The 26,856-nt window shown below is 67.8% G+C and carries 21 protein-coding genes; 10 read left to right on the plus strand and 11 right to left on the minus strand.

What is annotated here, in order from left to right; translation table 11 throughout:
- Positions 1–180: 180 nt before the first annotated feature.
- The gene (locus DMR_RS16710; protein WP_015862167.1) at positions 181–1,443 is read left to right on the plus strand and encodes a GGDEF domain-containing protein; all 1,263 of its coding nucleotides are present in this window, start codon (positions 181–183) and stop codon (positions 1,441–1,443) included.
- A 131-nt stretch (positions 1,444–1,574) separates the two neighbouring features.
- Here DMR_RS16710 and DMR_RS16715 read toward each other — a convergent pair whose 3' ends face one another.
- Entirely contained in the window at positions 1,575–2,303 is a 729-nt protein-coding gene (locus DMR_RS16715) for a Crp/Fnr family transcriptional regulator (RefSeq protein WP_015862168.1), read from the minus strand.
- Between the two features lie 116 nt (positions 2,304–2,419).
- On the opposite strand from DMR_RS16715, the gene DMR_RS16720 reads away from it, so the two are divergent.
- The 3 genes from DMR_RS16720 (at position 2,420) to DMR_RS16730 (ending at position 4,656) form a co-directional block, all read left to right on the plus strand.
- Positions 2,420–3,052 (plus strand): 4Fe-4S dicluster domain-containing protein, encoded by a 633-nt coding sequence (locus DMR_RS16720; RefSeq protein ID WP_015862169.1) that lies wholly within the window; start codon positions 2,420–2,422, stop codon positions 3,050–3,052.
- Entirely contained in the window at positions 3,049–4,359 is a 1,311-nt protein-coding gene (locus DMR_RS16725) for a 4Fe-4S binding protein (RefSeq protein WP_015862170.1), read from the plus strand. The genes DMR_RS16720 and DMR_RS16725 overlap by 4 nt, the downstream gene beginning before the upstream one ends.
- A gap of 114 nt (positions 4,360–4,473) precedes the next feature.
- Positions 4,474–4,656 carry a Sec-independent protein translocase subunit TatA gene (locus DMR_RS16730; protein ID WP_015862171.1) on the plus strand — a complete coding sequence of 61 codons (183 nt, stop codon included), beginning with the start codon at positions 4,474–4,476 and terminating at the stop codon, positions 4,654–4,656.
- A 270-nt stretch (positions 4,657–4,926) separates the two neighbouring features.
- On the opposite strand, the gene DMR_RS16735 is transcribed toward DMR_RS16730, so the two are convergent.
- Positions 4,927–7,146 (minus strand): methyl-accepting chemotaxis protein, encoded by a 2,220-nt coding sequence (locus tag DMR_RS16735; protein WP_148208465.1) that lies wholly within the window; start codon positions 7,144–7,146, stop codon positions 4,927–4,929.
- Positions 7,147–7,639: 493 nt separating this feature from the next.
- Here DMR_RS16735 and hcp point away from each other — a divergent pair, with 493 nt between their 5' ends.
- The 3 genes from hcp (at position 7,640) to DMR_RS16750 (ending at position 10,597) form a co-directional block, all read left to right on the plus strand.
- Positions 7,640–9,256, plus strand: a complete 1,617-nt coding sequence (hcp, locus tag DMR_RS16740) for a hydroxylamine reductase (protein ID WP_015862173.1) — start codon at positions 7,640–7,642, stop codon at positions 9,254–9,256.
- Positions 9,257–9,315: 59 nt separating this feature from the next.
- Positions 9,316–10,062: an ATP-binding protein gene (locus tag DMR_RS16745; RefSeq protein WP_015862174.1), complete on the plus strand. Its 747-nt coding sequence runs from the start codon at positions 9,316–9,318 to the stop codon at positions 10,060–10,062.
- 217 nt (positions 10,063–10,279) lie between these two features.
- Positions 10,280–10,597 carry a cupin domain-containing protein gene (locus tag DMR_RS16750; protein WP_015862175.1) on the plus strand — a complete coding sequence of 106 codons (318 nt, stop codon included), beginning with the start codon at positions 10,280–10,282 and terminating at the stop codon, positions 10,595–10,597.
- 626 nt (positions 10,598–11,223) lie between these two features.
- Here DMR_RS16750 and DMR_RS16755 read toward each other — a convergent pair.
- The 3 genes from DMR_RS16755 to DMR_RS16765 all read right to left on the minus strand — a co-directional run bounded on the left by DMR_RS16755 (position 11,224) and on the right by DMR_RS16765 (position 16,040).
- On the minus strand, positions 11,224–12,969 hold the full coding sequence (locus DMR_RS16755; protein ID WP_232502818.1) for a diguanylate cyclase: 1,746 nt from the start codon (positions 12,967–12,969) through the stop codon (positions 11,224–11,226).
- Between the two features lie 154 nt (positions 12,970–13,123).
- Positions 13,124–14,413, minus strand: coding sequence for a DUF1501 domain-containing protein (locus tag DMR_RS16760; protein ID WP_043600957.1), 1,290 nt, complete (start codon positions 14,411–14,413; stop codon positions 13,124–13,126).
- A gap of 151 nt (positions 14,414–14,564) precedes the next feature.
- Positions 14,565–16,040 (minus strand): DUF1800 domain-containing protein, encoded by a 1,476-nt coding sequence (locus DMR_RS16765; RefSeq protein WP_232502819.1) that lies wholly within the window; start codon positions 16,038–16,040, stop codon positions 14,565–14,567.
- Between the two features lie 120 nt (positions 16,041–16,160).
- On the opposite strand from DMR_RS16765, the gene DMR_RS25095 reads away from it, so the two are divergent.
- Positions 16,161–16,328, plus strand: a complete 168-nt coding sequence (locus DMR_RS25095; RefSeq protein WP_006919750.1) for a hypothetical protein — start codon at positions 16,161–16,163, stop codon at positions 16,326–16,328.
- Positions 16,329–16,349: 21 nt separating this feature from the next.
- Here the strand turns inward: DMR_RS25095 and DMR_RS16770 are convergent, their stop codons facing one another.
- Genes DMR_RS16770 through DMR_RS16785 form a run of 4 tightly spaced genes read right to left on the minus strand, consistent with a single transcriptional unit; the run spans position 16,350 to position 20,461 of the window.
- Positions 16,350–16,862, minus strand: a complete 513-nt coding sequence (locus DMR_RS16770; RefSeq protein ID WP_015862179.1) for a gamma-glutamylcyclotransferase family protein — start codon at positions 16,860–16,862, stop codon at positions 16,350–16,352.
- A 1-nt stretch (position 16,863) separates the two neighbouring features.
- Complete coding sequence (locus tag DMR_RS16775; protein ID WP_015862180.1) at positions 16,864–17,577, minus strand: glycosyltransferase family 2 protein; 714 nt, start codon at positions 17,575–17,577, stop codon at positions 16,864–16,866.
- Positions 17,574–18,770 carry a class II aldolase/adducin family protein gene (locus tag DMR_RS16780; protein ID WP_015862181.1) on the minus strand — a complete coding sequence of 399 codons (1,197 nt, stop codon included), beginning with the start codon at positions 18,768–18,770 and terminating at the stop codon, positions 17,574–17,576. The genes DMR_RS16775 and DMR_RS16780 overlap by 4 nt, the downstream gene beginning before the upstream one ends.
- The gene (locus DMR_RS16785) at positions 18,758–20,461 is read right to left on the minus strand and encodes an aldehyde ferredoxin oxidoreductase C-terminal domain-containing protein (protein WP_232502820.1); all 1,704 of its coding nucleotides are present in this window, start codon (positions 20,459–20,461) and stop codon (positions 18,758–18,760) included. Before DMR_RS16785 ends, DMR_RS16780 begins: the two co-directional genes overlap by 13 nt.
- Positions 20,462–20,593: 132 nt before the next feature.
- Between DMR_RS16785 and DMR_RS16790 the strand changes: the two genes are divergently transcribed.
- On the plus strand, positions 20,594–21,451 hold the full coding sequence (locus DMR_RS16790; protein ID WP_015862183.1) for a hypothetical protein: 858 nt from the start codon (positions 20,594–20,596) through the stop codon (positions 21,449–21,451).
- A gap of 230 nt (positions 21,452–21,681) precedes the next feature.
- Here DMR_RS16790 and DMR_RS16795 read toward each other — a convergent pair whose 3' ends face one another.
- Both DMR_RS16795 and DMR_RS16800 read right to left on the minus strand, forming a co-directional pair.
- Positions 21,682–22,851: a hybrid sensor histidine kinase/response regulator gene (locus DMR_RS16795; protein WP_015862184.1), complete on the minus strand. Its 1,170-nt coding sequence runs from the start codon at positions 22,849–22,851 to the stop codon at positions 21,682–21,684.
- Between the two features lie 24 nt (positions 22,852–22,875).
- Positions 22,876–24,006, minus strand: coding sequence for an HD domain-containing phosphohydrolase (locus DMR_RS16800; RefSeq protein WP_015862185.1), 1,131 nt, complete (start codon positions 24,004–24,006; stop codon positions 22,876–22,878).
- Positions 24,007–24,151: 145 nt separating this feature from the next.
- Between DMR_RS16800 and DMR_RS16805 the strand changes: the two genes are divergently transcribed.
- Positions 24,152–26,812, plus strand: a complete 2,661-nt coding sequence (locus tag DMR_RS16805; RefSeq protein ID WP_015862186.1) for an HAD-IC family P-type ATPase — start codon at positions 24,152–24,154, stop codon at positions 26,810–26,812.
- Positions 26,813–26,856 lie beyond the last annotated feature (44 nt).

Below are 26,856 nucleotides of genomic sequence, written 5' to 3' on the forward strand. Positions count from 1 at the left end.
TCCACGATAAGCACATCGCGCATTTCGCAGAAAAAAGACTAAAATCATTAATTTTTCTTAAAAAACTCTCGTATTTGTTAAGGGACGCGACACGGGGACGCCCCGCAACCAGCCCACAGCGCCAAAACGCGCCATGCTCCCGGCCTTGCCTATTTCCCGGCCCTGGCCTACAGCCAAAGCATGGATATTCCTGCCAAGGACGCCATCGCCGCCGCCAACCGGCGCTACAAACGCAGTCTGACCCTGCGCTACCTCATCGCCCTGGCCCTGGCCGCCGTCCTGGCCCTTTGCTCCTATCTGCTTTTTCGCCACATCATGGCCGCCGTGGACCGCGCCGCCGCCGTCACCGCCGTGTCCGGCTCCCAGCGCCTGCTTACCCAACGCGTACTGGCCCAGTGTCTGCTCCTGGCCGCCGCCGACGACGACGAAACCCGGCGCGACATCAAGGCCCGGCTGGGGCAAGCCCTTTCCGCCCTGCAGGTCAACCACCAGCGCCTGCTGGCCGACCTCGACGATCCCGCCTCCCTGGCCGCCGCCGCCCCGGACCTGCGTGACATCTACTTCAAGCCGCCCTATGACCTGGACAAGGGGATGCGCCTTTTCCTCAAAAACGCCCGGGCCTTCGCCACCTCCGAAGCGGCCCGGCCGTCCCTGTCCGACGAGGCGTTCCTCAATCTGCTGGCTTACGGCGAAAACGAATTGCTGCGCGACCTCGGCTTTGTCATCCAGCGTTACCAGCAGTTGGCCATGTCGCGGCTGACGGTGCTGCGCCGGCTGGAAAGCGGGGCCGCCCTGGGCATGATGGCCGTTTTGGCCGCGTCGGGACTGTTTATTTTCCGGCCCATGGTGCGCCGCATCTGCGCCGACCGGGAACGTCTGCAGGGAGCCAATGACGCCCTGGCCGAACTGGCCGTCACCGACCAGCTGACCGGAGCCTACAACCGGCTCAAATTCAATGAGGTGATGCACACCCAGGTGGCCCGGTCCGCCCGCTACGGCGAGGCCCTGTCCGTGGTCATGTTCGACATCGACCATTTCAAGGTGGTCAACGACACCTACGGCCACGGGGCCGGCGACGACATGTTGCGGGAGCTGGCCCGGCGGGTGATCGAGGCCACGCGCGGCGTGGACTGGCTGTTTCGCTACGGCGGCGAGGAATTCGTGGTGGCCGCGCCCCACACGGCCCTGGGCAACGCCGCGCTTTTGGCCGAAAAGCTGCGGCTCATCGTGGCCGGCAAGCCTTTTCCCCACGGCATCGCCGGCAGCATCAGCCTGGGCGTGGCCGAGCTCAAGCCCGGGGAATCGGTGGAAGAACTCATGGCCCGGGTGGACGCGGCCCTGTACACGGCCAAGAATGCCGGCCGAAACCGCGTGGCCGTGGCCGGCTGCGCCTCGGAAAACGACACCCAATGCCCCCTGCCTGAACCCCTGCCGACCAGCTAATGCCAATTCTCTTGCTAAAGCGAAACCACAGGACAAATGAAGCGTTGATATGATTGGATATTGATAAAACATAACTGTCGTTATATTTTATCATAGGCATACCCCCCTTTCAGGGAGGGTCCGGGAGGGGGTTACCCCCTCCCGGCCGCCGGAGGCATCTTCTCCCCAAACGCCGCCCCCGCCGACGCCGTAGGCGCGCCGGCCAGGGCTTCCAGGCGGGCGGCATCGAGAATCTCCACCGCGCTGCCGGTCAGGCTGATGAGTCCCTCGTCCACGAAGCGGCGCAGCACCCGGGAAAGCGTTTCAGGGATGGTGCCGAGGTAGGCGGCCAGCTGGCCCTTGGGCAGGTCGAGGGGCAGCACGCGTTTTTTGCTTTGCGCGCCAAGGAGCAGCAAATGGGAGGCCAGGCGCGCCGGCACTTCGCGAAGGCTCAAGTCTTCGAGCTTTCGCACCAGCTGGCGCAGGCGGATGGAGAGCAGGCCCAGCATGGTCAGCGCCAGGTCCGGGTCGTCGGCCAACAGTTTGCGGAAGCGTTCGCGCGGGAAAAAGAGATAATCGCCCTCTTCCATGGCCTGGGCGTTGGCCGGATAGACGCCGCCGGCAAAGACCGCCACCTCGGCGAACACCTCGCCCGGGCCGAACACGTGGATGATGTGCTCCTTGCCGGCCAGCGAGGTCTGGTAGATACGCACCTTGCCCGAGGCCACGGAGAAAAACCCCTCGGCCGGATCGCCGGAGAAAAAAATGTCCTGCCCCCGCCCGTAGCGCCGCACCTCGGCCACGGCGGCCAGGGCGGCCAGCTCCTTGGGACCAAGCCCGGAAAACAGACTGATGTCGGCCACGGCCTGGATGGTGTCCACGACTGTTCCTCCCTGTTGACGCCGCTTGACGTAAGTCAAGGCGCGGCCGGGCGACCCCTGTCACCCTGGCCGAACCCTCTTCCCTTAAACGGTAAAAAACCGCCAAAGGATGCGCCATGACTGCGGAAGTCGTCATACTCGAAACCTGCCGGGGCGTCACGTCGGGAGTCTGTCCCCACGCCGCGCCCCTGTCCGCCAACACCCTGGCCGAGCTGGTGGAGCTGGCCGCCTGCGCCGCCGTGCCCGTGGCCCTGGCCGAGCTGGCCCGGCCGCTTCGCCGCCACGAACAGTTTAGGCTGGCCGTCTCGGCCTGTCCCAACGCCTGCGTGCGCCCCCAGGTGGCCGATCTGGGGCTTATCGCCGTACGCGAGGCGTCCGTCGATCCCGAGGCCTGCCACGGCTGCGGGGCCTGCGCCGAGGCCTGCCCGGACGCGGCCATACAGATCACCGCCGGCAAGGCGGTCATCAACCAGGGCACATGCCTGGGCTGCGGCGCTTGCGCCCGGGTCTGCCCAAGCCGGGCCATCGCCAGCGGCCCGGTGGCCTACCGCGTCTTCCTGGGCGGCCGTCTCGGCCGCCGGCCGCGCCTGGGCACGGAGCTTAGCCGCCGCCTCGCTCCCCGCGAGGCCGTGGAACTGGCCCGTCGGACCCTGGCCGTCTTTACCCGGGACATGCGCCCGGGGCTGCGATTTGCCGATCTCGTCTTTCCGGGCGGCCTGCCGGGCCTGCCGGCCTGGGCGCTGGCATGACGGCCCTTGGCGTCGCGCTCCAGTTTCTGGGCTTGCTCGTCTTCGCCGCCCACAGCCTGCGCGGCGGCGATCTGGGCCTGTGCGCCTCCGTCCTGGTCCTGGCCGGCTTGTTGGCGGCCCGGCGCGACCTGGCCCGGTGGCTGGTCGGTCCGGCCCTGCTGGCCGCCGGGTTGATCTTTGCCGAGGCCGGGCGCGACATGGTCGCTTTTCGGCTGGCGGCCGGGCTGCCCTGGTTGCGGTTGGCCGGCATCATGGCCGGGGTGGTGGCCGTGTGCCTGGCTGGCGGACTTTTTGCCTTCACGCGCCGGGGGGAAGCCTTTGGCCGGCGCGGCCCGGGAAACGTCGCGCCCCGGGCGGCGGCTTTCTGGATCGCGGTCACGCTGTTGGCCGTGGCCCGGGCCAAGGTCGACTTTCCGATCCTGCTCCTGGACCGGTTTGCGCCTGGCTGGGGGTGGCTGGAAATCACGGCCCTGGGCCTCTACGCCGCCTGGCTGACCGGCTTGATGCTGGCCGCGCCGCGAACCGGCCCCTTGCGGTCGCGCTACTGGGGTGCCTTTTCGTTGGTGTTTTTCGGCCAGCTGGCCCTGGGGCTGGCCGGGGCCACGGTCTTTCTCATGACCGGGGCGCTGCATCTGCCCGTGCCGGCGCTTATTGCCGCCGGACCGGCCTACCGGGGGGGCGGCTATTTCATGCCCATCCTCTATCTGTCCACGGTGCTGCTGGTCGGCCCGGGCTGGTGTTCGCACCTGTGTTACATCGGCGCGGCCGACGACGCCTGCGCCCGGCTTGGCCGGCCCGTGCCCAGGCGGCTGCCGGCCGGACGGACATGGTGGCGGGCGGCGACCTTGGCGCTTACCGTCGGCGGCGCGCTTGTCCTGCGCTGGCTGGAGGTTCCCCTTGGCGTCGCCGTCACGGCGGCGGCCGTCTTCGGGCTGGTGGGCCTGGGGATCATGGCGACCTTTTCCCGCAAGGCCGGCGTCATGGTCCATTGCGCCATGTATTGCCCCATCGGGCTTTTGGGGAATATTCTCGGGAAGATCAGCCCCTGGCGGGTGCGCATCGGCCAGGGCTGCGACGGCTGCGGCCGGTGTTCGCGGGTCTGCCGCTATCTGGCGCTGACTCCGGCCGATCTGGACAAGGGCCGGCCGGGCCTGTCCTGCACGCTGTGCGGCGACTGCCTGTCCGCCTGTCCGGGCGGGCGCATCGGGTTGCGGTTTCCGGGGCTGTCGCCCGAGGCGGCGCGCCAGGCCTTTTTCGCCCTGGTGGTGGCCCTGCACGCGGTGTTTTTGGGCGTGGCGCGAATTTGAGGCAGGCCAAAGCCTTGCCGCATTGAAACCGTGGCTGCGGTGTTTGCCCCTTCCTTTGTCGCCTGATCGGCACTATAGGAGCCCCAGGATACAACTTGAACAGGAGCAGAGCCCATGGGCGCGTTTTCGATTTGGCACTGGCTGGTGGTCTTGGGAGTCGTCATCATCATCTTCGGACCGAGCCGGCTGCCGAGCCTGGGCCACGACCTGGGCAAGGCCATCCGGGGCTTCAAGGACTCCATGGGCGAAAAGGACATTACACCGGTCGATCCTCAAAACGACCAGAAACGGTCCTAGGGTCGCACCGCTAAAATACGCGAGTATTTTCAAAAATTCCCGGATGTTCGCGTGTCTCCACCGAAACGATGGAGAGGTTTGGCGCGGGCACGGCACGAGGGCATTCCCAAGCGTCCAGGCCAGCAAAAGCCCGCGCTTCCTTTCGAGGAAGCGCGGGCTTGTTTATGGGCGGCGTTGGGGAATCACATCTCAGCGCTCAGAGGCCGGACGTGTTGCGGGGCCGCGAGCCTCTGCCGGGCGGCAGACCGCGCTCGCGCAGTCTGCCACGCCCTACCTTCCGCCCGGCAGCGCCTGCCGTCGGCCCGCGCCCGCCGGCAGGGCCGCGCCGCCGCTTTCGCCCTTCATATCGGCAATAAGCCCCTTGAGCGCCTGGGCCTGCTCGGCCAGCTCGGTCACGGCCCGAGACGACTGGCTCATGGCGTCGGCCGTTTCCGAGGAAATGCGGCTGACCGCCTCGATGGAGCGGTTGATCTCCTCGGAGGTGGCCGATTGCTGCTCGGCCGCCGTGGCGATGGAACGCACCTGCTCGGATGTAGTCTCCACCAGGGCCACGATGCCCTGCAGCGACTCGCCGGCCTGCCGGGCCAGGTCCGTGGCCCCGTCGATGGCGACCGTCGCCTGCTCCACGTTGCCAATGTTCTTGCGCGCTCCCTCCTGGATGGAACGGATGGCGTCGCCGACCTCCTTGGTGGCGACCATGGTCTTTTCGGCGAGCTTGCGGACCTCGTCGGCGACCACGGCGAAGCCGCGCCCGGCCTCGCCGGCCCGGGCCGCCTCGATGGCGGCATTGAGCGCCAACAGGTTGGTCTGGTCGGCGATGTCGGAAATGACGTTGAGCACGTTGCCGATGCCCTCGGCCTGCTGCCCAAGGGTCGTCATGTCGGCCTTAAGCCCCGTGGCCTGGGTCTGGACCTTGCCGATGCCAGCGATGACGTTGGCCACGATGCCGGCCCCGTCCTCGGCCCGGGTCCGGGCGTTTTCGGCGGCGGTGGCCGCTTGGCCGGCGTTTCGCGCCACCTCCAGCACCGTGGCGTTCATTTCTTCCATGGCCGTGGCCGTCTCGGCCACCCGGGCGTTTTGCTCCTCCGAGCCACGGCTCGACTGCTCGACCTGGGCGGCCAGCTCGTCGGAAGCCGAGGACAGGATGTCCACCACGTCTTCGAGCCGGGCGGCGGCATGGAGCATCCCGTCGGTCTTGGCCTGCTCGGCCTCCTGGCGCGCCGCCTCGGCCGCCTGGCCGGCCTGGGCCGCCCGGGCCGATTCCTCGCCGGCCAGCCGGGTCTTTTCGTCGGCCTCAGCAATCATGCCGCGAAGACTCGCCACCATGCCCCGCAGGGCCTGCGCCAACCGGCCGATCTCGTCGCGCTGACGCAAGGCGATGGGATGCTCCAGATCGCCCCCGGCCACGGCCTGGGCGGCCCGGGCCAGCCCCGTCACCGGCCCCACGATGGCCCGGGCGATGAGAAACACCGCCGCGATCAACACCGCCAACCCGCCCAGGCACAGCCACAACAGCACCATTTGCATATGGCGGGCGTTTTCCATCATGGCGTCCTTGGGCAGGCCGACAATGAAGCTCCAGGCCCCGTCCACGCCTTCCAACCGTACCGGGGTGAGGCTGTAGAGCATCTCCTCGCCGCTTGCCGGCGACTTCTGGGAAAAAATGAGGTTCTTCCCGCCCTTCACCGCCTCGGCCAAAGGCTTGCGGTTGGCTTCGTCAAGCAGGTCCGCCGCCTGCTTGCCGATGATGTCCTTTTCCTTGTGGGCCACGATCATGCCGGAATCGGACAGCAGCACGCCATAGCCCGTGCCGAAGACCGTGATGCCCGAAACGAGCTTTTGGAGCCCCTCCAGACTGATGTCCAGACCGGCCACGCCCTTGCCCTTGTCCGTCATGGGCACGCAGGCGCTCACCATCATCCGCTTCTTGCCGGCAACTTCGTATTCCGTGGGCTCGACGAGGAGCGACTTGTTGGTTTTCAGCGGCTGCGAGTACCATTTATCCTCGGCGCTGCTGCTGGTGGACAAGGAGGCCGTGGTGTGGGTCTCCTCCACGCCGGACGCGCCCCGGATGACGTAGGGCAAAAACCGGCCCGTTTCCTCGTGCAGGGCGTCGGCCTTGACGAATTCGCGATCCCGACCGTCAAAGGCGTCCGGCTCCCAGGCCGTCCACACGCCAAACACCTCGGGCAGCGCGGCCAGGGTTTTATGCAGCAACTTCGCTACAGCCGCCCTTCTGGGTGCGTCGTCGGCGCGTTCGCTGGCCACCCCGGCGGCCAACACCTTGGCCGCATCCATGGCCGCGTTTAATTCTCCCTGCACCACAGCCGCGTAACGGGCGCTCACCTCTTCGGCCAGACGCCGCGTTTCGACGGCGGCGTTATTCTCGATCCCCGTGCGGACAACAAACAAAATGGCGGCAAACACCGCAATACATACCAATGCGATAGGGAAGAGAATCTTGTTACGCAACTGCCAATCCTGAAACATGCGCGCCTCCGGTAAACAGCATGAATAATGGTGCGTCACAGGCAAAAAAACGCCAGCCTTTACCAACCACAGTATCCTGGGAACATCGCAATTACAAGACAACCAAGCGGCATACCTGCTCCGACCAAGCCAAGAGTTTAGCGTCGTCTCCCCTCCTCTTCACTCCCCCCGGCCTATCCCAACGCGGCCCAAGCCAGGCCTCGGGGCATACGCAGCTTGACCTTTTTCCTTTCTCGCGGTTTATACTGAAACCATCCCTCACAGGTCTCCTGCCCGGGGACGGCGGCGTCTTTTCAAAGCTCCGCCGCCGTTTCCGGCACACCGTCGCGGCTTCCCGCTTCGTGGCCCCGCGTCTCGCGTCGCCGAAAAAAAAGCGGACCTGTCGAAAAAAAATCGCCCTTTTGACTTAGGTCAAACCGCTTTCGGCCCGGCCCGCGTAAACCCGAAACCAACGAAACGGGAAACCGACCCCAACCCAAACGGAGGACGACATATGTTTTGCTACCAGTGCGAACAGACCGCCAAAGGCCTTGGTTGCGACAAAATCGGCGTTTGCGGCAAGCAGCCCGACGTCTCCGATCTGCAGGATCTCCTCGTCTACGCCCTGACCGGCCTGGCCCAAGCCGCCGTGGCCGCCAAGGCCGAGGGCGTGGCCGTGCCGCTGGAAACCGGCCGCTACTTCGCCAAGGCCATGTTCTCCACGCTCACCAACGTCAATTTCGACGCCGCCGACTTCGTGCCCCTGATCAACGAAGCCGTGGCCAAGCGCAAGGCCCTGGCCGCGCTGATTAAGGCCCAGCTGCCCGAAGGCCCGGCCAGCTACGTCCCGGCCCTTGATCTCGCCGGCCTCATCGCCCAGGGCCACATCCATGGCCTCAAGGATATCCCCGAGACCAACGACGACATCCGCTCGCTCAAGCATACGCTCATTTTCGGCATCAAGGGCATCGCCGCCTACGCCGACCATGCCGCCATCCTCGGCCAGGAAGACCCGGCCGTGTACGAATTCCTCTACGAAGGCATGGCCGCCACCTTCACCACCGACAAGGACCTGGGAGCCTGGGTCGCTTTGGTGCTCAAGTGCGGCGAAGTGAACCTGCGGGCCATGGAGCTTCTCGACGCCGCCAACACCGGCGCTTACGGCCACCCCGTGCCCACCGTCGTGCCCCTGGGCCACAAGGCCGGCAAGGCCATCCTGGTGTCCGGCCATGACCTCAAGGACCTCAAGCAGCTCCTGGAACAGACCGCCGGCAAGGGCATCAACATCTACACCCACGGAGAAATGCTGCCCGCCCACGGCTATCCCGAACTGAAGAAGTACCCCCACTTCCACGGCCACTACGGCACCGCCTGGCAGAACCAGCACAAGGAATTCGCCGCCTTCCCCGGCGCGATCCTCATGACCACCAACTGTATCCAGAAGCCCGCCGAGAGCTACCTGGGCAGCATCTTCACCACCGGTCTGGTCGGCTGGCCCGGAGCCGTCCACGTCAAAAACGGCGAGTTCGGCCCGGTCATCGAAAAGGCCCTGGCCATGCCCGGCTTCGCCGCCGACGAGGACAAGGGCACCGTCATGACCGGTTTCGCCCGCAACGCCGTCATGAGCGTGGCCGGCACGGTCATCGACGCGGTCAAGGCCGGCAAGATCCGCCACTTCTTCCTGGTGGCCGGCTGCGACGGGGCCAAGCCCGGGCGCAACTACTACACCGAGTTCGTGGAGAAGGCCCCGGCCGACACCATCGTGCTGACGCTGGCCTGCGGCAAGTTCCGCTTCTTTGACAAGCAGCTCGGCGACATCGGCGGCATCCCGCGCCTGCTCGACATGGGCCAGTGCAACGACGCCTACTCGGCCATCCAGGTTGCGGTCGCCCTGGCCGGCGCGTTTAACTGCGGCGTCAACGACCTGCCGCTGTCCATGGTCCTGTCCTGGTACGAGCAAAAGGCCGTGGCGATCCTGCTCACCTTGCTGCACCTGGGCGTGAAAAACATCCGCCTCGGACCCAGCCTGCCGGCGTTCCTCACCCCCAACGTGCTGAACTTCCTGGTCGCCAACTACGACATCAAGCCCATCAGCACCCCGGACGAAGACCTTAAGGCGATCCTGGGCTAGTTAGCCTTCGCCACGCACTGCGGGCGGCCTGCAATGGGCCGCCCGCCCAGGAAAAAGTTATGAAACGCAAGATCATCGAAATCGACGAAGCACTGTGCAACGGCTGCGGCCAGTGCGTCACCGGCTGCGCCGAAGGCGCGCTCGAAATCATCGACGGCAAGGCCAAGATCGTGGCCGACCATTTCTGCGACGGACTGGGGGCCTGCATCGGCCACTGCCCCACCGGCGCGCTGCAAATCATCGAACGCGAAGCCCCGGAATTTGACGAGCAGGCCGTGGAAGAGCGTTTGGCCGAGCTGAAAAAGCAGCCTTCCCCCTGCGGCTGCCCGTCCAGCGCGCCCATGTCCATATCGCCCTGCCAGGCGGCCAATGCGCCCACGGCCCAGGTTGCGGCCGGCGGCTCGGCCCTGTCCACCTGGCCCATCAAGCTGCGCCTGGTGCCGCCCACGGCGCCGTTTTTGCGCGGCGCGCGCCTGCTTTTAACTTCCGACTGCGTGCCCCCGGCCTTCCCGGCCTACGGCAGCGCCTTCCTGCCGGGCCGCGTGGCGCTTCTGGGCTGCCCCAAGTTCGACGACGCCCAGAGCTACGTCGACAAGCTGGCCGATATCATTCGGGAAAGCGCGCCCCAGGACATCACGGTGCTGCAAATGGAAGTGCCGTGTTGCTCGGGCATGTCGCGCATCGCCGCCCTGGCCGTGGCCGCCTCGGGCAAAAACGTGCCCGTGACCCAGGTGGTCATTTCCCGTCGCGGCGAAGTGCTCGGGATGCAGCCGGTCAAGATCGGCAATTCCCCCTTCGGCGGTTAAGACGCCGCCAAACGCGGGACACGCAAACGGAAAAGCCCAAGCCCTTTAACCCCTTTTCCCATTGCAGGGGTCCGGGGGGATCATCCCCCCGGTGGGTCCAGGGCAAAGCCCTGGCCGCCGGAGGCCTCCCTGCCTCCCTCACTCACTCCCCTGCATTGCCCGGCGGCGCGGAGCGTCCGCGCCGCCCCCCTTTGACCGCAAACGCAAGGAGCCGGTCATGAAGAAGATCAACATCATCGAGGAAGGCCCGTTCAAGGACACCGGCCACGGCACGCTGTGGGTCCACGATTCGGCCAATTTCCGCATCGTCAACTTCAACTTCAAGGCCGGCCAGCAGCTGGCCGTGCACTCCCACGACGTGGACGGCGAACTGTCCATCGTGGTGCTTTCCGGCGAAGGCGAGTTCCTTGGCGCGGACGACGCCACCATCCCGGCCAAGACCGGCGACGTGCTGGTGTGCCCCATCGCCACACCCCACGGCATCCGCTCCATCACCGACATGCGTGTGCTGGTGACCATCGCCCCGCCGCCCTAAGGCGGAGAGAGGGAGATGCTCCGGCGGCCGGGGGCCTGAGGCCCCCGGCCCCCCCTCCTAAAAACAGGGCGAAGCGAAAATAAAAAAACGGCCCGTGCAATTCCAACAGGTTGCACGGGCCGCATGAGTTGCATTTTTGCCGCATATGTGAAAAAAATCGCAAGTCACGGCGCAACTGATTTATCTAGCATGTTTTCGCCGCGACGGGAAGCGGCGAGTCGGCCCCAGAGGCCGCCATGCCTGCCATCTCCCTGCCGGAGATGCCCGGACGAGACAGGGCGAAACGGCCGCACGCGCGTACCGCCAACCACGCGCGCACGGACGTGGCGCGAAGCATAGGCCACAAAGGCGGACGCGAACCCGCCGGCCTCCTGAAACGGACCCCAAACCTCAAGGACTTTGGCGTCGCGGTTTCGCCCTGTCCCGTCCCGGCGTCGCAACCGGCGTCCCGTCGATCACGCTTCCGGCCGCCGCACTCCATGCCGTTGGCTGCACTCCGCTGTCACGAACTGCTTGCGCCGCCCCCCTGGCCGGCGACGCCCTATCTGCCGTCCATTCCGCAACGCTCCCGGCCTCGCTTCCCGCCGGCAGGCGCTTCAGGGTCAACAGGCCCAAAAACGCCTTGCTCAGCAAACGGCGGCTTCAGTCCCGTCCTCCCCGTCCCAGATGACCCTGTTTCTTCCCATGGCCTTGCCCCGGTACAAGGCCTGATCGGCCCGGCGGAGCAGTTCGTCGAGGCTTTCGCCGGGGCGTATGGCGGCTGCGCCGAACGTCGCCGTGAGCGGAGCCGACAGCGCGGCGCAACTCAGGCCATCCGAGGCGAGACAGTCGCAAATCCGGGCCAGAAGACGCCTCGCCCCCGCCTCTGCGGTATCCGGCATAAACAGCAAAAACTCCTCGCCGCCCCAGCGCGCGACGAGATCGGTCTCGCGCAGGCTGCCGGCCATGGCCCGGGCGGCGTGGCGCAAGGCCGCGTCGCCGGCGTCATGGCCGATGGCATCGTTTATCTGCTTGAAATGATCGATGTCGGCCATGGCCACCACAAAACCATGGCCATATCGCCGGAACCGGACCAGGGCCTCGTGCAGCGCCTCCTCGGCCCGGCGGCGGTTGGGCAGTCCGGTCAGGCTGTCGGTGCGCGACAGGCGCTCCAGACTGGCATTGAGGTTTTCAAGCTCTTCCTTAGCGTCATGGAGCGCCTCGTTGGCCTCGTGCAACTCCCGGGTGCGGGCCATCACTCGCGCTTCCAAGGAGGCGTTGAGCGCCGCCAGGGCAGCCTCGGCCCGGCGGCGACGCCGGCGATTCACCACCAGCCCCACAACCAGGGCGCTTTGGGCCATGAACACCAGGCCGCCGCCCAAAATATAGGGTTTATACCCCTCCCACAGGCTTTCCCGGCGATAGAGCAGCTCGCTGCCCGGCGGCAGGGCCGATTCCGGGATGTTCCAGCGCTCCAGGGCCCGGGCGTCGAAGGCATAGATCAAGAAATCATTTAACTCCGGAACTTTAGCGTCGCCACGGCCGTCAAAATGGCTGATCATCCAGGCGGCCACGAGCCGGCCGGCCAGCCGGGGCGCGTGGCTGTAGCCGCCGACCATGCCGTTGCCGAGCACATGCCGGTCCACGCCAAAGACCGGCACGCTGGCGCGCTCGGCGACCTGGCGCAGGACCCGCGCCGGAATATGGCTGTTCCCGGCGGCGTCGCGTCCAAACCGGACAGCCAGCACCGCCGTGTCCCGCTCCAGGGAACCGACCTTGTCAAGCATGGCGTCGAGTCCAAGGGACTGGGTGGTTTCCACAAACAGCCGCCCGGCATGGCGCGCCGCGGCCGCCCGAACGGCCGCGCCCATGCGGGCCTCCGCCGACGACGCGCCAAGCACCACCACCACCCGCCTGACCTGGGGCAGCAGTCGCTCGATCAGCTGGAAATTGCGGTCAATGGCCTCTTCGGACACGGCCCAGGGCATGGGCGTCATCCCGGGCACGACCACGCCGCCCGGAGCATCCTTCTCCGCCTGCACGAGCAAGGGCACGCCAGCGAACAGCCCGTCCAGATGGCGGGCGATCATGGGCGTCACGGCATTGTCGGCAAAAACCGCGTCAGGTCGGACGTGGCCGTATTTGAGGCGCAGATACCGGGCGGCTTCCGGCTGATAGGCCGGCAGATCTTCGTATGCCTGAATATTGAGGTATTCGGCGAAAAACCGCACGTCAAAGCGGGCGTCTGCGGCAAAGGTTTCGCGCAGCCCCAGATCGAATGCGGCAACGGCGGGATAATCCTGATTGAAATTATGTAAAACGAGAACGTTTTTCCGATCTTTCCCCCAAACAAGGCCGGGGTGCATCGTCAGGAACAGCCAAGCGCACAGCAAGCACGCGCCTCGAAACACTGCAACGGGGTGGGCTGGCATTCTCATAGAGGGACCGCCATGACGGCCACCACCTGATATCCCAGCCCAGGCACTGCCGCAAGCGCCGTGAATGCCGCAGCAACGGCCCCCAAAACACTACCATGGCGATCCTTGACTACCCCATGAGGCCGCCAAGCATCTGTCCCGGAGCCAACCCCGGAAAGATGTCGGGAATCCGTTTTTCCGGCAGCCCCAGATGGGTAACGGCAATGGCGGCCACGGCCTCGCGCCAGTCCGTGGCCGCCGCGATGTCGCGCCCGCCGGCCAGCCGGTGGCCGGCCAGCCCGGGCCACGGGCCTACCACTCGCCCGCCGGCCACCGGCCCGCCCAGGACGAGCATCACCCCGCCCAGGCCGTTGTCCGTGCCGCCAAAGGCGTTTTCCCGGGCCGTGCGGCCGAATTCGCCCAGAGCCACGACCACCGTGTCCGCCGCCGCCGGCCCCAGACCGGCCAGCATCCCGGCCAGCCCTTGGCCGAGGTCGCGAAAGCGGTCGGCCAGATAGCCCTTGGCCGCACCCTGGCCGCTGTGGGTGTCGAAGCCGCCCACGGCCACAAAACCCAAGGCGGCGTCGCGGCGCTTGGCCAGCTCCTTGCCCAAGCGCGGGCCGAATTCGGCAAAATGCGGCGCGGGCACGGCTCCGGCCGCCGCCCGGCGGGATTCTTCCAGGAGTTTGGCCAGCTGTTCCTGACGGGCTTCCCGGCCGGCGGCGAAGGCCTTGCCGAGAGAACCGCCGGTCTGGCCGTAGAGCTTGACGGCGGCGTCGAAAAGGGTCTGGTCTTCCACCGGCAGGCCCGGCAGGGACTCGCCGCGACCGGGGGCCAGCATGGCGTAGTGCGGCGCGCCGTCGTAAGCCTCCGACTGGCTGGCCACCACCATCTGCGAGCGTTCGCCGCCGAGGGCCAGGGCCAGCCGGCCCAGCCAGCCAGCCGCGCCGGTTTTGCCCTTGCGTTGGGCGGCCGGCGCGCCGGCGGCGAAATCGGCCAGGGCGGCGGCGTGGGTCGCTCCCTGGCCGGGCATGGCGCAGGCCGGGATGACGGCGAGTTGTTTGCGGGCGTAAAGCGGAGCCAGAAGGGTCAAGGCGGGATGGAGCCGAAAACCGTTGCCGAGGTCGGTTCCGGCCTCGGCGGTAAGCGCCGTGGTGGGGCGCAGCACGGCGTACAGCGGGTCGGCCGTGGGCGCGGCCATGGACAGCCCGTCCGGGCCGCCTTGCAGCAGCACCACCACGAGTTGCTTGCCCTCGCGCCAGGAGAGTTTGGCCGGTTCCCGGCCGCCGGATTTGCCTTCGCTTTTGCCGTCAGACTTGGCTTCGCCTTTGCGGTCGGCCTTTTTGGCCAGGGCCGCTCCCGGAACCAGGCTCAGCGCGCCAAGGCCGGCCAGCACACGCAGCGCGTCGCGTCGTCGCACCAGATTTCCTCCGTCATCTCCACGGGACGATCCCCGCCTAAACTTCACCCAAAAAATTCTCCACGGCCCGACGCGCCCCCCCTTTTTTCCCAATATGGGGGGTCCGGGGGCCTCAGGCCCCCGGCCGCCGGAGGCATCTTGCCTTCTCTTTTCAATACTTCACAAAATCCGGCGAAGCCAAAATAACGGCCACGCCGCCGCGTTCGGCGGCCTGGCGGGCGGCTGGGGAGAGGGTCGGGCCGAGGGTTTGGGCCAGGGCCGCCGGATCGATGGTTGGCGGGGTGCAGCCGGCGATGCGGCCGGCGGCCAGATCGCCGGCCAAGCTCACCCGGCGCGGCAGGGCTTCGGCCTTGGCCCATTGGGCGGCCGGGGCCAGGGCACCCTCAGCGGCGTCGCCGGGCAGGGGCTGGCCCAGGGCGGCCAGGACGCCGACCAGCCCGGCGGCGTCGGCGGGAAACGCGCCCAGGGCGCGTAGGGCCGAGGCCACCTGGCGCAGGGGCGATTTCACCCGGCCGCCCCGGTACTTGTCGTCCTGGAACTCGGGGCTGGTAAAAAGCGCGCGCAGGGTCTGGCGGATGTCGCCGCCGGTTTTCTGGAAGGTGTCGGCCAGTCGGGCGACCAGGGCCGGGAGCGGATCGTCGGCCAGGAAAAAGACGGCCAGCTTGCGGCTTACATTCTTGGCCGTGGCCGGATGTTCGACCAGAAGGCGCAGGGCGGCGGCTCCTTCGCCAAAACCCGTGCCCTTGATGCGTTGCCCGAGAAGAACCTTGTCCGAGGGATCGTGGCGTTCGGCGTCGAAATAGAAGCCGCCGGTGTCGGAATCGGCCCGGGCCGCGCCCACACGCCAGCCGGTGAGGATGCGGGCCAGGGCCTGGACGTCGGCGGGCTTCTGGGGACCGCCGGGGCCAAGGGTCTGGCGGTTTAAGAGCACGGTGGCGTAGGTGGCGTCGATGCTGTCCCTGGCCGGTTTGCCGGCCTCGCGCACGACCACGTTTTTCCAGTTGTCCTGGGCCATGAGCATGGCCGGGTGCATGGCCGTGGCGGCGAGCAGGTCGAAAAAATTGCCCAGGGCGTGGGGGCGGATGGCTTCGCGTTCGTAGGAGCCGATCCAGAGGTGGCTGAGGCCCTTTTTGGGGCCAAGGCCCAAATGGTCGCACCAGAAAGCGACCATGAGTTCCGTGAGCTGGTTGGGCGAGGCCACGGCCCGCAGCAGCCGGGCCTTGGCGGCTTCCAGGGCCACGGCGTCGGCCCGGTCGAAGGTGCGGCGCATGGCCTCGGGACCCTCGGCCCGGCCTTCCTCGGCCGGAGGGCCGTATTCGCGGAAAAGCCGCACGGTGTCTTTTTGCAAGGTGGGCAGGCCGGCCAGGGCGCGCTCAAGTTCAGGCGGTTCGGGCTGAGGCTCGGGGGCGAGCTGTGCGTCGATAAACGCCGCCGCGCCCATGGTCGCAGCCTTGTCGAGCAGGCCCGGGGTCGGCCCGTAGGTCAGGCGGTTTACGGCCTGGACCACGTCCGGCCCCGCTTCCGTCCCTCCGGCCAGGGCCGGGGCGGCGAAAACAAGGCACGCGACCAGCCCCGCCGGACCGAGCCAGGCGGCCACATGTCCAAAAAATCGGGCGGTTCGCGTCATGCCGGCCATACCGGCAATGTGCGCGGCGGCCGGCCAAATGTCAATTGCGCGCCGGCCCGGGCCAAGGGGTGCGCCCGACGACGCTTCGTGGTAGGAAGGGGAAACTCCCAGGAGGAACGTATGGCTGTCTATGCCAATCAGACCATCATCAAGTACGGCGTGGGCTTTGGCTCGGCCCTGGCCATGTCCGTGTCCTTTGCCCTCAACAAATCCATCGGCTGGGCCATCATCCACGGCCTGCTCGGCTGGTTCTACGTCGTCTACGCCTGGCTGTTCAAAGCCTATTAGCCCCTCCCCCCGCCCAAAGCATCAATCCGGCGCGTTGTCCTCGGAATTGGCTGGCGCGGATTTCGAGGACGCGCAGCCGGCGTCGGCGAAGTCGCCCGAGGCCAGGGGCGCGCCTTGGGGTTCGTTGGCGAAATAGACCCAGGCGGTCAGCCGCCGGCCGTCGCCAAGGACGATGGGGGCCGGCCGGCGCGTGTAGACCCGGGGATGTTCCTCCAGCTCGTCCAGGCCGGCCAGGGTGGCGGCGTCTGCGGCGTAGACCTCGCCGACCACCGGATAGCGCCCTTCCCCGGCGGCCAGATACGGAATGCCGGCTTCGAGGTAGAGGCCGTGGGCGTCCACGGTGCGCCCGGGGCCGACGAACCGTGCTCCGGCCAGGTAGCGGTGGTTGGAAAATCCCCGGCGCAACGTGCCGTAGACGAAAACGTGGCTACTCCCGTCGCCGATCGCGGCGGCTTCGGGACCGGCCTGGCCCGGCTGCCCCTCGGCCGTAGCGGCGGCCCGCTTGCGGGCGAAGAAATTATACAAAAGCACCATGTCAGCGCGGGTAAAGGCCGAAGCGGATGATCCACCACAAGGCGGCCAAACCGTCGCGCCAGCCGATTTTTTTGCCTTCGTCGTAGGTGCGGCCGTAGTAGGAGACCGGCACTTCATAGATGCGAAGGCGCATCTTGGCCACCTTGGCTGTCAGCTCCGGCTCCACGCCGAAGCGGTCGCACTGGATGCGGATTTTTTGCAGCACCTCGCGGCGAAAGGCCTTGTAGCAGACCTCCATGTCCGAGAGATTGATGTCGTTTAACATGTTGGACAACAGCGTCAGCATCCGGTTGGCCACGGAGTGCCAAAAATAGAGCACCCGGTGGGGGCCGCCCAGGAAGCGCGAGCCGTAGACCACGTCGGCCTTACCCTCGAAGATCGGGGTCAACAGCGCCGGGTAGTCGTCGGGATCGTATTCGAGATCGGCGTCCTGGATAAGGACGATGTCGCAGACGGCGGCGGCGAACCCGGTGCGCAGGGCCGCGCCCTTGCCCTGGTTTTTGGCGTGAAACAGGATGCGGATGCGCGGCTCGCCATCAAGGGTGCGCAGATAGTCGCCGCTGCCGTCGGTGGAGGCGTCGTCCACGAGAATGACCTCGGTGGTCTCGGGCCGGGATAGCACCTTGGCCAGCAGCGTCGGCAACGTGCCGGCCTCGTTGTAAACCGGGATGACGACGCTGACGGTCATGGGACAGGCGGCGTGGGATTCGTTCATGGGGTCTCCGTGGGAATGCCGAGGGCCGCAAAGTAGCGGGCGCGGCAGGAAGTTTCAATGGCGCACAGGGCGGCCAGGGCGTCGCCGAAATCGTGGGCGCCCATGGTGAAGACGCCGTGGCCGCAGACAATGACTCCGGACCGGCCGCCGTCGGCCGCCAGGGCCGGCGGCATGGTGTGGACCAGCCCGCGCGGGCCGCAACCCACCTCGCCCGGCACGATGGGCGTGGCCCCGGCGTAGCGCTCCCGGGCGCAGTCCACATGGCAGCGCTCCCGCCGGGGGCAGGTGGCCAGGTCCTCGCAATCCATGGACATGATGACGGCAAACCGGGGATGGCCGTGGAGAATCGCCTGGCGGCCATCCAGGGCAGCCAGGGCGGCATGGGCGGCCAGTTCGCTGGAGGCGGTCAGCCCCGCGCAGGACGAACCGTCCAGGGGCACGAGGTCCATGGCTCCGGGCAGGTCGTCCAAGGCCGCGCCGGTCTGGCTGATGGCCAGCACGCCGTCAAGATTATAGGAAATATTGCCAAAGACCGAATCGACCAGCCCCAGTTCCACCGTGGCCCGGCCGGCCTGGGCCATGGCCGCGAGCATGGTATCACGGTCGGTGAAAGGCCCTCGGGCCAGGTGCGGCACAACGGTCGGCGGGGGCGGCAGGTTCCGACAGGCGGCGGCAAAAGCGGCCCCATAGGCCGCGTCCACGGTCCCGGCCCGGCTGGCGGCCAGGAAATCAGCGAAAAATTTGACGAACCCGGCAAAGGCCACGGACGATACCGTGACAAAGGCCTGCTCCGGGGAAAGCGCGCCATGGGCCAGGATGCCGACCCCGGGCAGGTAAGCCCCCTTGCGCCGGGACAGGGCGGCGGCGGCGGCTTCCACCGTCGGTTCGGCGATGACCGGGATGTCGTGGAAAAAGGTGCGCGTCTCGCAGTCCCGGGGCCGGATGGCCGGGGCTTCGCGCCCGGCCAGGAATTCCAGGATGGTCCTGTGGGGCTGCGCCGGCGGAGCCAGGAGTACGCAGCCCACCCCCAGGCGATCCACCAGCCCGGCCAGGAGTTCCTCGTGGGGCGAAGGCCGGGAAAAGGCCAGGCGGTCGTCCAGACAGGCGGCCACGGCCGCGCCGGGATCGGTCAGGCCGGCAGCGGCGAGCTTTTCGGCAAAGCGCCGGGCCAGGGCGGCGGTCAGATCGGCCATGGCGACTCCAGGGCGGCGGCCTCGGCGGCGGGGCGGCCGTCGGCGTCCAGGCCGCGCAGCCGGTAGTAGGCGGCCTGGGCGGCCAGAAATTCCTCTCGCGGCAAGGGCGCGACCACAATCCCTTCCCCGGACGAGCCGGGTTCGGCAAAAAAACGCGCTGGCAGGTCGTCATCGGCGACGCCAAGGCCAGCCCGTGCATTTATCGTCCGCTCGACCAACACCGTGCGCTTCCCAAGGCCGGCCAGCTCGGCGGCGCCCACCGCCTCGCCCCGGGCGGCGGACAGGGCCAGCGCCCATTCCTCCAGCCCAACGGCCAGCCCATAAAGCGGACAGCCGCCCAGGGAAGCGGCCACGGCGGCCGCGTTCTCGCCCAGAAACACGGCCCGGGCCTTGCCGGCGAAGCTGAAGCGGTCCGTGGCCACGGGTTTTCGCAGCAGCTCATGGCCCAGGCACAGCCCGCCCCAGGCGTCCGGGCCGGATGTGCCCACGGCCAGGGACAAGGCCAGGCCGTAGGCCCCGCGCGGATCAAAGGCCGGCAGGGCCACGCCCTTGACGGCCATGGCCGAGGGCGAAACGCTCGGCCCTTCGGCCACGAGAGCGGCCAGGGCAGGCAGCAAGGCGTCCGGGGCCAGATCGCGCCCGGCCGCCTCGGCCCGGCCGGCCAGGAGAGCGGCCGCGCCCGGGGCGAAAAGCCCGGCTTGGCGGCAGGCGGCGTAAGCGGCCACGGTCAGATCGGGATCGGCCAGGCCCAAAAGCGCGGTCAGATGCGACCAGGCGTCGCCGTCCGGGAGCACCGTCCCGTTGGCCGTGACGTGGCGGCAGGGCGTGGGACAGCCCGGACAGCCGGCGGCGCGCGGCGAAAGCCGGGCAAACAGGCCCGGAGCGGACAGCCGCCCGGCCGCCTCGAAAACGGTTTCCCGGAAATGGCGCGTGGGCAGCATCCGTCGGCCGGCCGTGAGGTCCAAAAGGGCCGCCGTGCCGTAGCGCCCGAAACCGCACGGCCCGGCCAGGGCCGGCGCGGCGGCGACAAGGCGTTCCATGGCCGCCCTGGCCCCGGCCAGGGCGACGGGATCGGCCGGAACCGGCCCCTCCCCTTGCGCCAGGACAGCCACGGCGAAACAGTTCTTGGCGGTCAGCAGCAAAGCCGCGCCGCCCGGCCCCACAGGATGCAGGCCGTCGGCCCACAGCCCGGCCAGGGTCGAACCGGCCAGGGCGGCCGGACCGGCCACCAGCGCGCCGTCATGGGCCGGCATAGAGGCCATAACCGCCGATGTCCCCTGCCCCGCCGCCGCGCCAAGGGGGAGCAGGCGCGCCCCGTCGACGTCCAGGAACAAGGCCGTGGGCGCGGCCGCCCGGCCGGACACGACCACGGCGGCGAGGTGCAGCCGGGCCAGGGCGCGGCCCAGCCCGCCGGGCACGGCGACGGTCAAAACGCCGCCGGTATGCGGATTGGTCCCGGCCAGGGCGGCAAAGGAGACCCCGGGCAGATCGAACCCGGCCAAGGCTCCGGGAGCCAGGACCACGGCGGCGTCCGGCGCGTCCCAGACGGCCCGGGGCCGGGCGGCCAAAAGAGCTACAGCCAAGGCCCGGCCGCCCGGCGCCTGCCGGGCCAGTTCCGGGTCCAGCGGCTCGCGGCGACAGGCCCCGGCGGACAGGTCGCAAAAAAGGATATGGGCGGTGGGATGTTCCATAAGCGGCATCGTAAAACGTTTCCGTCCGGGAGGTAGCAGCCGGGCCGGTTCGAGGCAATGGGCAATGCGCCCTAAAGCCTTGGCGGGAAGGGCCGATAAGTTTCGTGCAAGCCCACGTCAGCGAGGTCGGCCATGCAGATCGCCTTCAATACCCACGGCATTTCCACCAGCCTGTCCCCCATGGACGGGTCGGCTGCGGCCAAGTCCGGCCAAGCCGCCTCGGGCCATCTTTCGCTGACCTTCGGCTCCGGGGACAAGGCCAAGGAAACCGCGGGAACCAAGGCCCCGTCCACCACCTCCGACGTGTTCGCCGCCGAAATCATGCGCCGCATCAACCTGGCCGAAGGCGCGACGGTGGCCAGCAACGCCGCCATCGCCAGCAACGCGTCCCTGGGCAGCAACGCCGGAGCCGGGGTCAACGCCGCCGCCTCGGGGGATTTGCAGGCCGCCCTGGCCGACGCCGTGGAATACGTGCGCAAACAGCATGGCGACGCGGCCGCCACCGCCGTCATGGGCATCATGTTCAAGGAAGTGGGCGACGGCTCGGGCGGCGAGGACAGGCTCGGCGACGCCCTGGTCTCGGCGCTCAAATTCATCGACGGCAATTTCGGCATCGCCGCCGGCGACGCGGCCATGGCCAAGTTCAACGGCGCGCTCAACGAAGCAGTCAACGACTACTATCAAAACGGCCACCTGGAAGAATTCTACGCCGCCAACGGCGCAACCGGAGCCGTCAAGCAGGCCCAAGGCGTCGTCTCCTCCACCCTGGCCCACGTGGCCAAGGCATTCGGCACGGACGCGGCCCAAACCGTGGCCGACATCCTGGCCACAAACTTTACCGACCAGGGCTCCACCCGCCAGGGCCTGAGCCAAGCCATCGTGGCCGCCAACGATTACCTCTCCGCCAACTACGGCGCGGCCGACCTCGGCAGCCTGCCCCTTGGCCAGACCAACCAGCCCAAGGGCTCTGTGCTGAATCTCACCGCATAGCGAAAGAAAAGCGAAGAAAAGACGGGAAGATGCCTCCGGCGGCTGGGGGCCTGAGGCCCCCAGACCCCCCGATAAGGGGAAAGGGGTTGGGGGGGCTTTGGCGTGGGTTGGCAGTGCAGGCGGTTGCAGCCCGCCTCAGGCTGGGAATCGCCGTTGTCGGCCTGTTGGACGGCAAAAAAAACTGTGAGCGGCCGTCATGGCCAAACCGTTCAGGCCCGCCGCGCGATGCGCTACAAGGCCGGGCAGACCATCACCGGCACGCCGGCCGGCGTCTCCCCCACCACCGTCAGATTGCCGCGCGGCAGCGTCAGGGTCACCACCGTGCAGTCGGCCTCGTCGGACGTCTCCATGCGCGCGCTCCCGCCATGGGTCTCGGCGATGAGCCGGGCCGAATAGGCCCCAAGGCCCGTGCCCCCAGGCTTGCCCTCCGTGGCGTATTTCCTGAAAAAGCGTCCCCGCAAACAGGGGGGCACAACGCCGCGGTTGACCACCCGCAACACCGTCGGCTCGCCGGGCGCCACGTCCACCGTCACCCGCCCGCCGGGCGGCGAGGCCTCCAAAGCGTTTTTCACGCAGTTGGCCAACATGGAATAGAGCAGCAGCCGCTCGCCGCACAGATAGGCCGTGTCCTCGGGCCGGGCCTCCCGACCGTCCACGGTCAGCGCGCACGCCAGCTTGCGCGGCCCGGCCAAGGCCGCGAACTCCACAAAAAGCCGCCGGACCAGAGCCAACAGCTCCACCGGCTCGGGCGAAAGCCGGTAGGTTCCACGCTCGATCTTGAACAGATCCAGCGACAGGTTGATCATCGAAAGCATCTTGTAGCCGTTTTCTTCAATCAGCCGCAAAAACATGGCCTGGGACTCACTCAGGCCGCCCTCGTCGAGAATGATCTGGGGCAGGCCGATGATGCCGGTCAGCGGAGCCTTGAGGTCGTGGCGCATGATGCCGTCCACGTCTTCCCGCAGCCGGGCCGCCTCCTTGAGCGCCTCATTTTGCCGGGCCAGAGCCTCCCGGGCGGCGCGCAACTCCAGATGGTTTTTCACCCGGGCCCGGGCCACGGCCGGGCTGACCGGCTTGACGACGTAGTCCACGGCCCCCAGCGACAGGCCATGGGCCTCGTCTTCCGGAGCCTGGTTGGCGGTGACGAAAATGACGGGGATGTCGGCGGTTATCGGGTCGGCCTTAAGCCGGCGGCAGACCTCGTAGCCGTCAAGGTCGGGCATGACCACGTCGAGCAGGATGATGTCGGGCCGCCCGCGCCTGGCCAGGGCCAGGGCCTCGGCCCCGCCCGTGGCCACGAGGATGGCGTAATCCTCCCGCAGGCAGTCGGCCAGCAAGCGGATGTTGGCCGGCACGTCGTCAACGATGAGAACCGAAGGCTTGTTGGCTTGCGCGCTCATGGATACGGAGGGCGTGGCCTTGGGCTAGGAATCGACGAATTCCCGCTGAATTTCCTCGACTCTGTCGAAATCATGAAAAAAGACGTCCAGAATGCGCGGATCGAAGTGGCTGCCCCGTCCGGCCCGCATGATGTCTAGGGATTTTTCGTTGGAAAAGGCTTCCTTGTAGGGCCGGCGGCTGGTCAAGGCGTCGAACACGTCGGCCACGGCGCAGATGCGGCCGTAGAGCGGGATGTCCTCGCCGACAAGGCCCTTGGGATAGCCCGAGCCGTCCCATTTTTCGTGGTGGGACATGGCGATGATCTCGCCCACCCGCAGCAGCTCGAAATTCGATTCACCCAGGATGCGCGCGCCGTAGATGGTGTGGCGCTTCATGATCTCCCACTCGTCGGGGGTGAGCTTGGCCGGCTTTAACAGAATGCTGTCCGGGATGCCGATCTTGCCGATGTCGTGCATGGGGCTGGCCTGAAGCACGAGATCGACCTCGGCGTCGGGCAGCCCGAGCCGGGCGGCCAGCAGAGCGCAGTAGCGGCTCATACGCTGGATGTGGTCGGCCGTCTCCTCGTCCTTGAATTCCGCTGCCGATGCCAGGCGGTGGATGGTTTCGAGGTGGGCGGCCAGAATGGTGCGCTGGGATTCCTGGACGTTGTCCAGGGCCATCTTGAGCGCCGAGGTGCGTACGGCCACCATCTCTTCCAGCTCGGCCTGGTAGCGCTTCACCTCGTCCTGGGATTCCTTCATCTTCAGCAACGACCCCATGCGCACCCGCAGTTCGGTGAGGTCGATGGGCTTGGAAATGAAGTCGTTGGCCCCGGCTTCCACAGCCTTGAGGCGGTCCTGCTTGCTGGTCAGGGCCGTGACCATGATGATGGGCACGTCGGAAACCCCGGGCATCTCGCGGATGTGCCGGGCCACGGTGAACCCGTCGGTCTCGGGCATCATGACGTCGAGCAACACCAGATCGATGCTCGCATCGAGCAGGGGCTGGGCCTCGGCAAAAGACTCGGTCAAAATCGGCTCATGGCCGAGGTTGCGCAGTAACCCCCCGATGACCCGGAGGTTGATGCGCTCGTCGTCAATAGCCAAAATGCGCTTGGGCGTATCCACGATCACCAGCCTTTCACCAATGTGCGACAACAGGATATCGCCTTGCATAGTAGGCCATGGGTTCGGCCAGGGTCAAGACGGCAATGCCGTCAATGACGGGCTGTTTCCCGCCTCGGGCTTGAAGCGCCCCGCGAATCCTGGCACATAGGGAGCATCGTCCCCCTTTTCGGGACAGCCCCACAAGGATGCACCCATGCCTGAATCCCCGCCGACCCGCCCCTGGCACGCCCTGCCGGTTAATGACGCCCTGGACGCCCTGGCGTCGAAGGATACGGGGCTTGCCGCCGACGAAGCCGCCAGCCGCCTGGCCCGCTACGGCAAAAACGCGCTCACCGCCAAGGGCGAAATGAGCGCGATAAAGCGCTTCGCCCTCCAGTTCCACCAGCCGCTGATCTACATCCTGCTGGCCGCCGGAGCCGTCACGGCCCTGCTCGGCGAGCCCGTGGACGCCTCGGTCATCCTGGGCGTGGTCCTGGTCAACGCCGTCATCGGCTATTTCCAGGAAGCCAAGGCCGTGGCCGCCCTGTCCGCCCTGGCCCGGTCCATGGTCACCGAGGCCGCAGTGCTTCGCGACGGCGGCTGGCAGGTCATGGCCGCCGAAAACCTCGTGCCCGGCGACGTGGTGCGCCTGCGCTCGGGCGACAAGGTCCCGGCCGATTTGCGCCTGCTCACCGTCCAAAGCCTGCGCATCGACGAATCGGCGCTCACCGGCGAATCCGTGCCCGTGGACAAATCCGCCGCCGCCCTGCCCGAGGACACGCTGCTGGCCGACCGGGCCAACCTGGCCTTCGCCGCCTCGGTCGTCACCTACGGCCAGGGCACGGGGGTGGTCACGGCCACCGGCGACGCCGCCGCCATCGGCCGCATCGCCGCGCTGACCGCCGCCGCCGACGAACTGGCCACGCCGCTGACCCGCGCCATCGCCAAATTCTCCCACATCGTCCTCTACGGCATCCTGGCCCTGGCCGGCCTGACCTTTGCCGTGGGCGTGGCCCGAGGCCAAAGCCCCACCGACATGTTCATGGCCTCGGTGGCCCTGGCCGTGGGAGCCATCCCCGAGGGCCTGCCCGCCGCCGTCACCGTCATCCTGGCCATCGGCGTCTCGCGCATGGCCGCCCGCCGCGCCGTGGTGCGCCGGCTGCCGGCCGTGGAGACCCTGGGGTCCACCACCGTCGTGTGCACCGACAAGACCGGCACCCTGACCCAAAACCGCATGACCGTGGTGGAAATCGTCCTGCCTTCCGGCCTCTGGACGCTTTCCGGCGAAACCTTTGCCGGCCCGTCGGACAGCGGCGACGCCCTGGCCGAGGCCCTGGCCGCCGCCGCCCTGTGCAACGACGCGACCCTGGCCGAGGACGGCGAGACTTTCACCGGCGACCCCACCGAGGCCGCCCTGCTCCTGGCCGCCCGCCGGGCCGGGCTGTCCCTGGACGCCCTGGCCGTCGCCCGGCCGCGCCTTTATGACGAACCCTTCGAGTCCGAACGCATGTTCATGACCACGCTACACCACGAGGGCGAGGGCGTGCCGCCGACGCTGTATTTCAAAGGCTCGGCCGAGACCGCCCTGCCGCGTTGCCGCGACGCCGCCGGCGGCCTGCTTGACCCCGAGGCCGTGCGCCGCGACATCGAGGCCATGGGCCGGCGCGGGCTGCGGGTGCTGGCCCTGGCCCGGCGTGAGCTGCCGCCCGGCACGGCCGTCATCGAACCCGGCAGCCGCGACGAAGGCCTGACCTTCCTGGGGCTGGTCGGCATGATCGATCCGCCGCGCCCCGAGGCCAAGGCCGCCGTGGCCGCCTGCCGCAAGGCCGGAATCATGGTCAAGATGATCACCGGCGACCATGCCGCCACCGCCGCCGCCATAGGCGGCCAGCTCGGCCTTTCCGGCGACGCCCCCATCCGGGCCATGACCGGCCGCGACATCGAGGCTGCCGACGACGCCGACCTTCCGGCCCTGGCCGAGGCGACCCACGTCTTCGCCCGGGTTTCTCCCGAACAAAAGCTGCGTCTTGTCAAGGCCTTGCAAAGCCTCGGCCACGTGTGCGCCATGACCGGCGACGGCGTCAACGACGCCCCGGCCCTCAAGCAGGCCGACATCGGCGTGGCCATGGGCCTGGGTGGCACCGAAGCGGCCAAGGAGGCCGCCGACATGGTGCTGGCCGACGACAACTTCGCCACCATCGAGGCCGCCGTGGAGGAAGGGCGCGGCGTTTTTGACAATCTCTCGAAATTCATCGTCTGGACCCTGCCCACCAACTTGGGCGAGGGGCTGGTCATCCTGGCCGCCGTGCTGCTCGGCGTGGACCTGCCCATTTCGCCGGTGCAGATCCTGTGGATCAACATGACCACGGCCGGCAGCCTCGGCCTCATGCTGGCCTTCGAACCCCGGGAGCCGGGCATCATGGAGCGCGCCCCGCGCGATCCGCGCCGGCCCATCCTCGACGGGCTGCTCATCCGCCGCGTGCTCCTCGTGGGCGCGGCCCTGCTCGTGGCCGCCTTCGGACTCTACGAATGGGAGCTGGCCGCCGGGGCCAGCCGGGAAGCGGCCCGCACCGTGGCCGTCAACGTGTTCGTGGCCATGGAGGCGCTGTATCTCTTCAACTGCCGGTCGCTTACCCGCTCCGCCCTGGCCATGCCGCTTTCCGGCAACCGCTGGGTGCTGGCCGGCGTGGCCCTGGCCGTGGTGCTCCAGGCCTTTTTTACCTACGTGCCCTTCATGCAACGCCTTTTTGGCGCAGCGCCCATTGGCGCGGCCAGTTGGCTGCGCATCCTGGCCGCCGCCGCGGCCGGTTTTGTCCTGGTGGAGCTCCAAAAACGCCTGGAAGCCGGGCGGCTGCCGGCCGCCCCGGTTGCTTGAGCCGGGGGGGCGTGTTACGGATCGAACCGTGGCAGCGACTGCGT

Source organism: Solidesulfovibrio magneticus RS-1, assembly GCF_000010665.1.
Taxonomy (GTDB): Bacteria; Desulfobacterota; Desulfovibrionia; order Desulfovibrionales; family Desulfovibrionaceae; genus Solidesulfovibrio; species Solidesulfovibrio magneticus.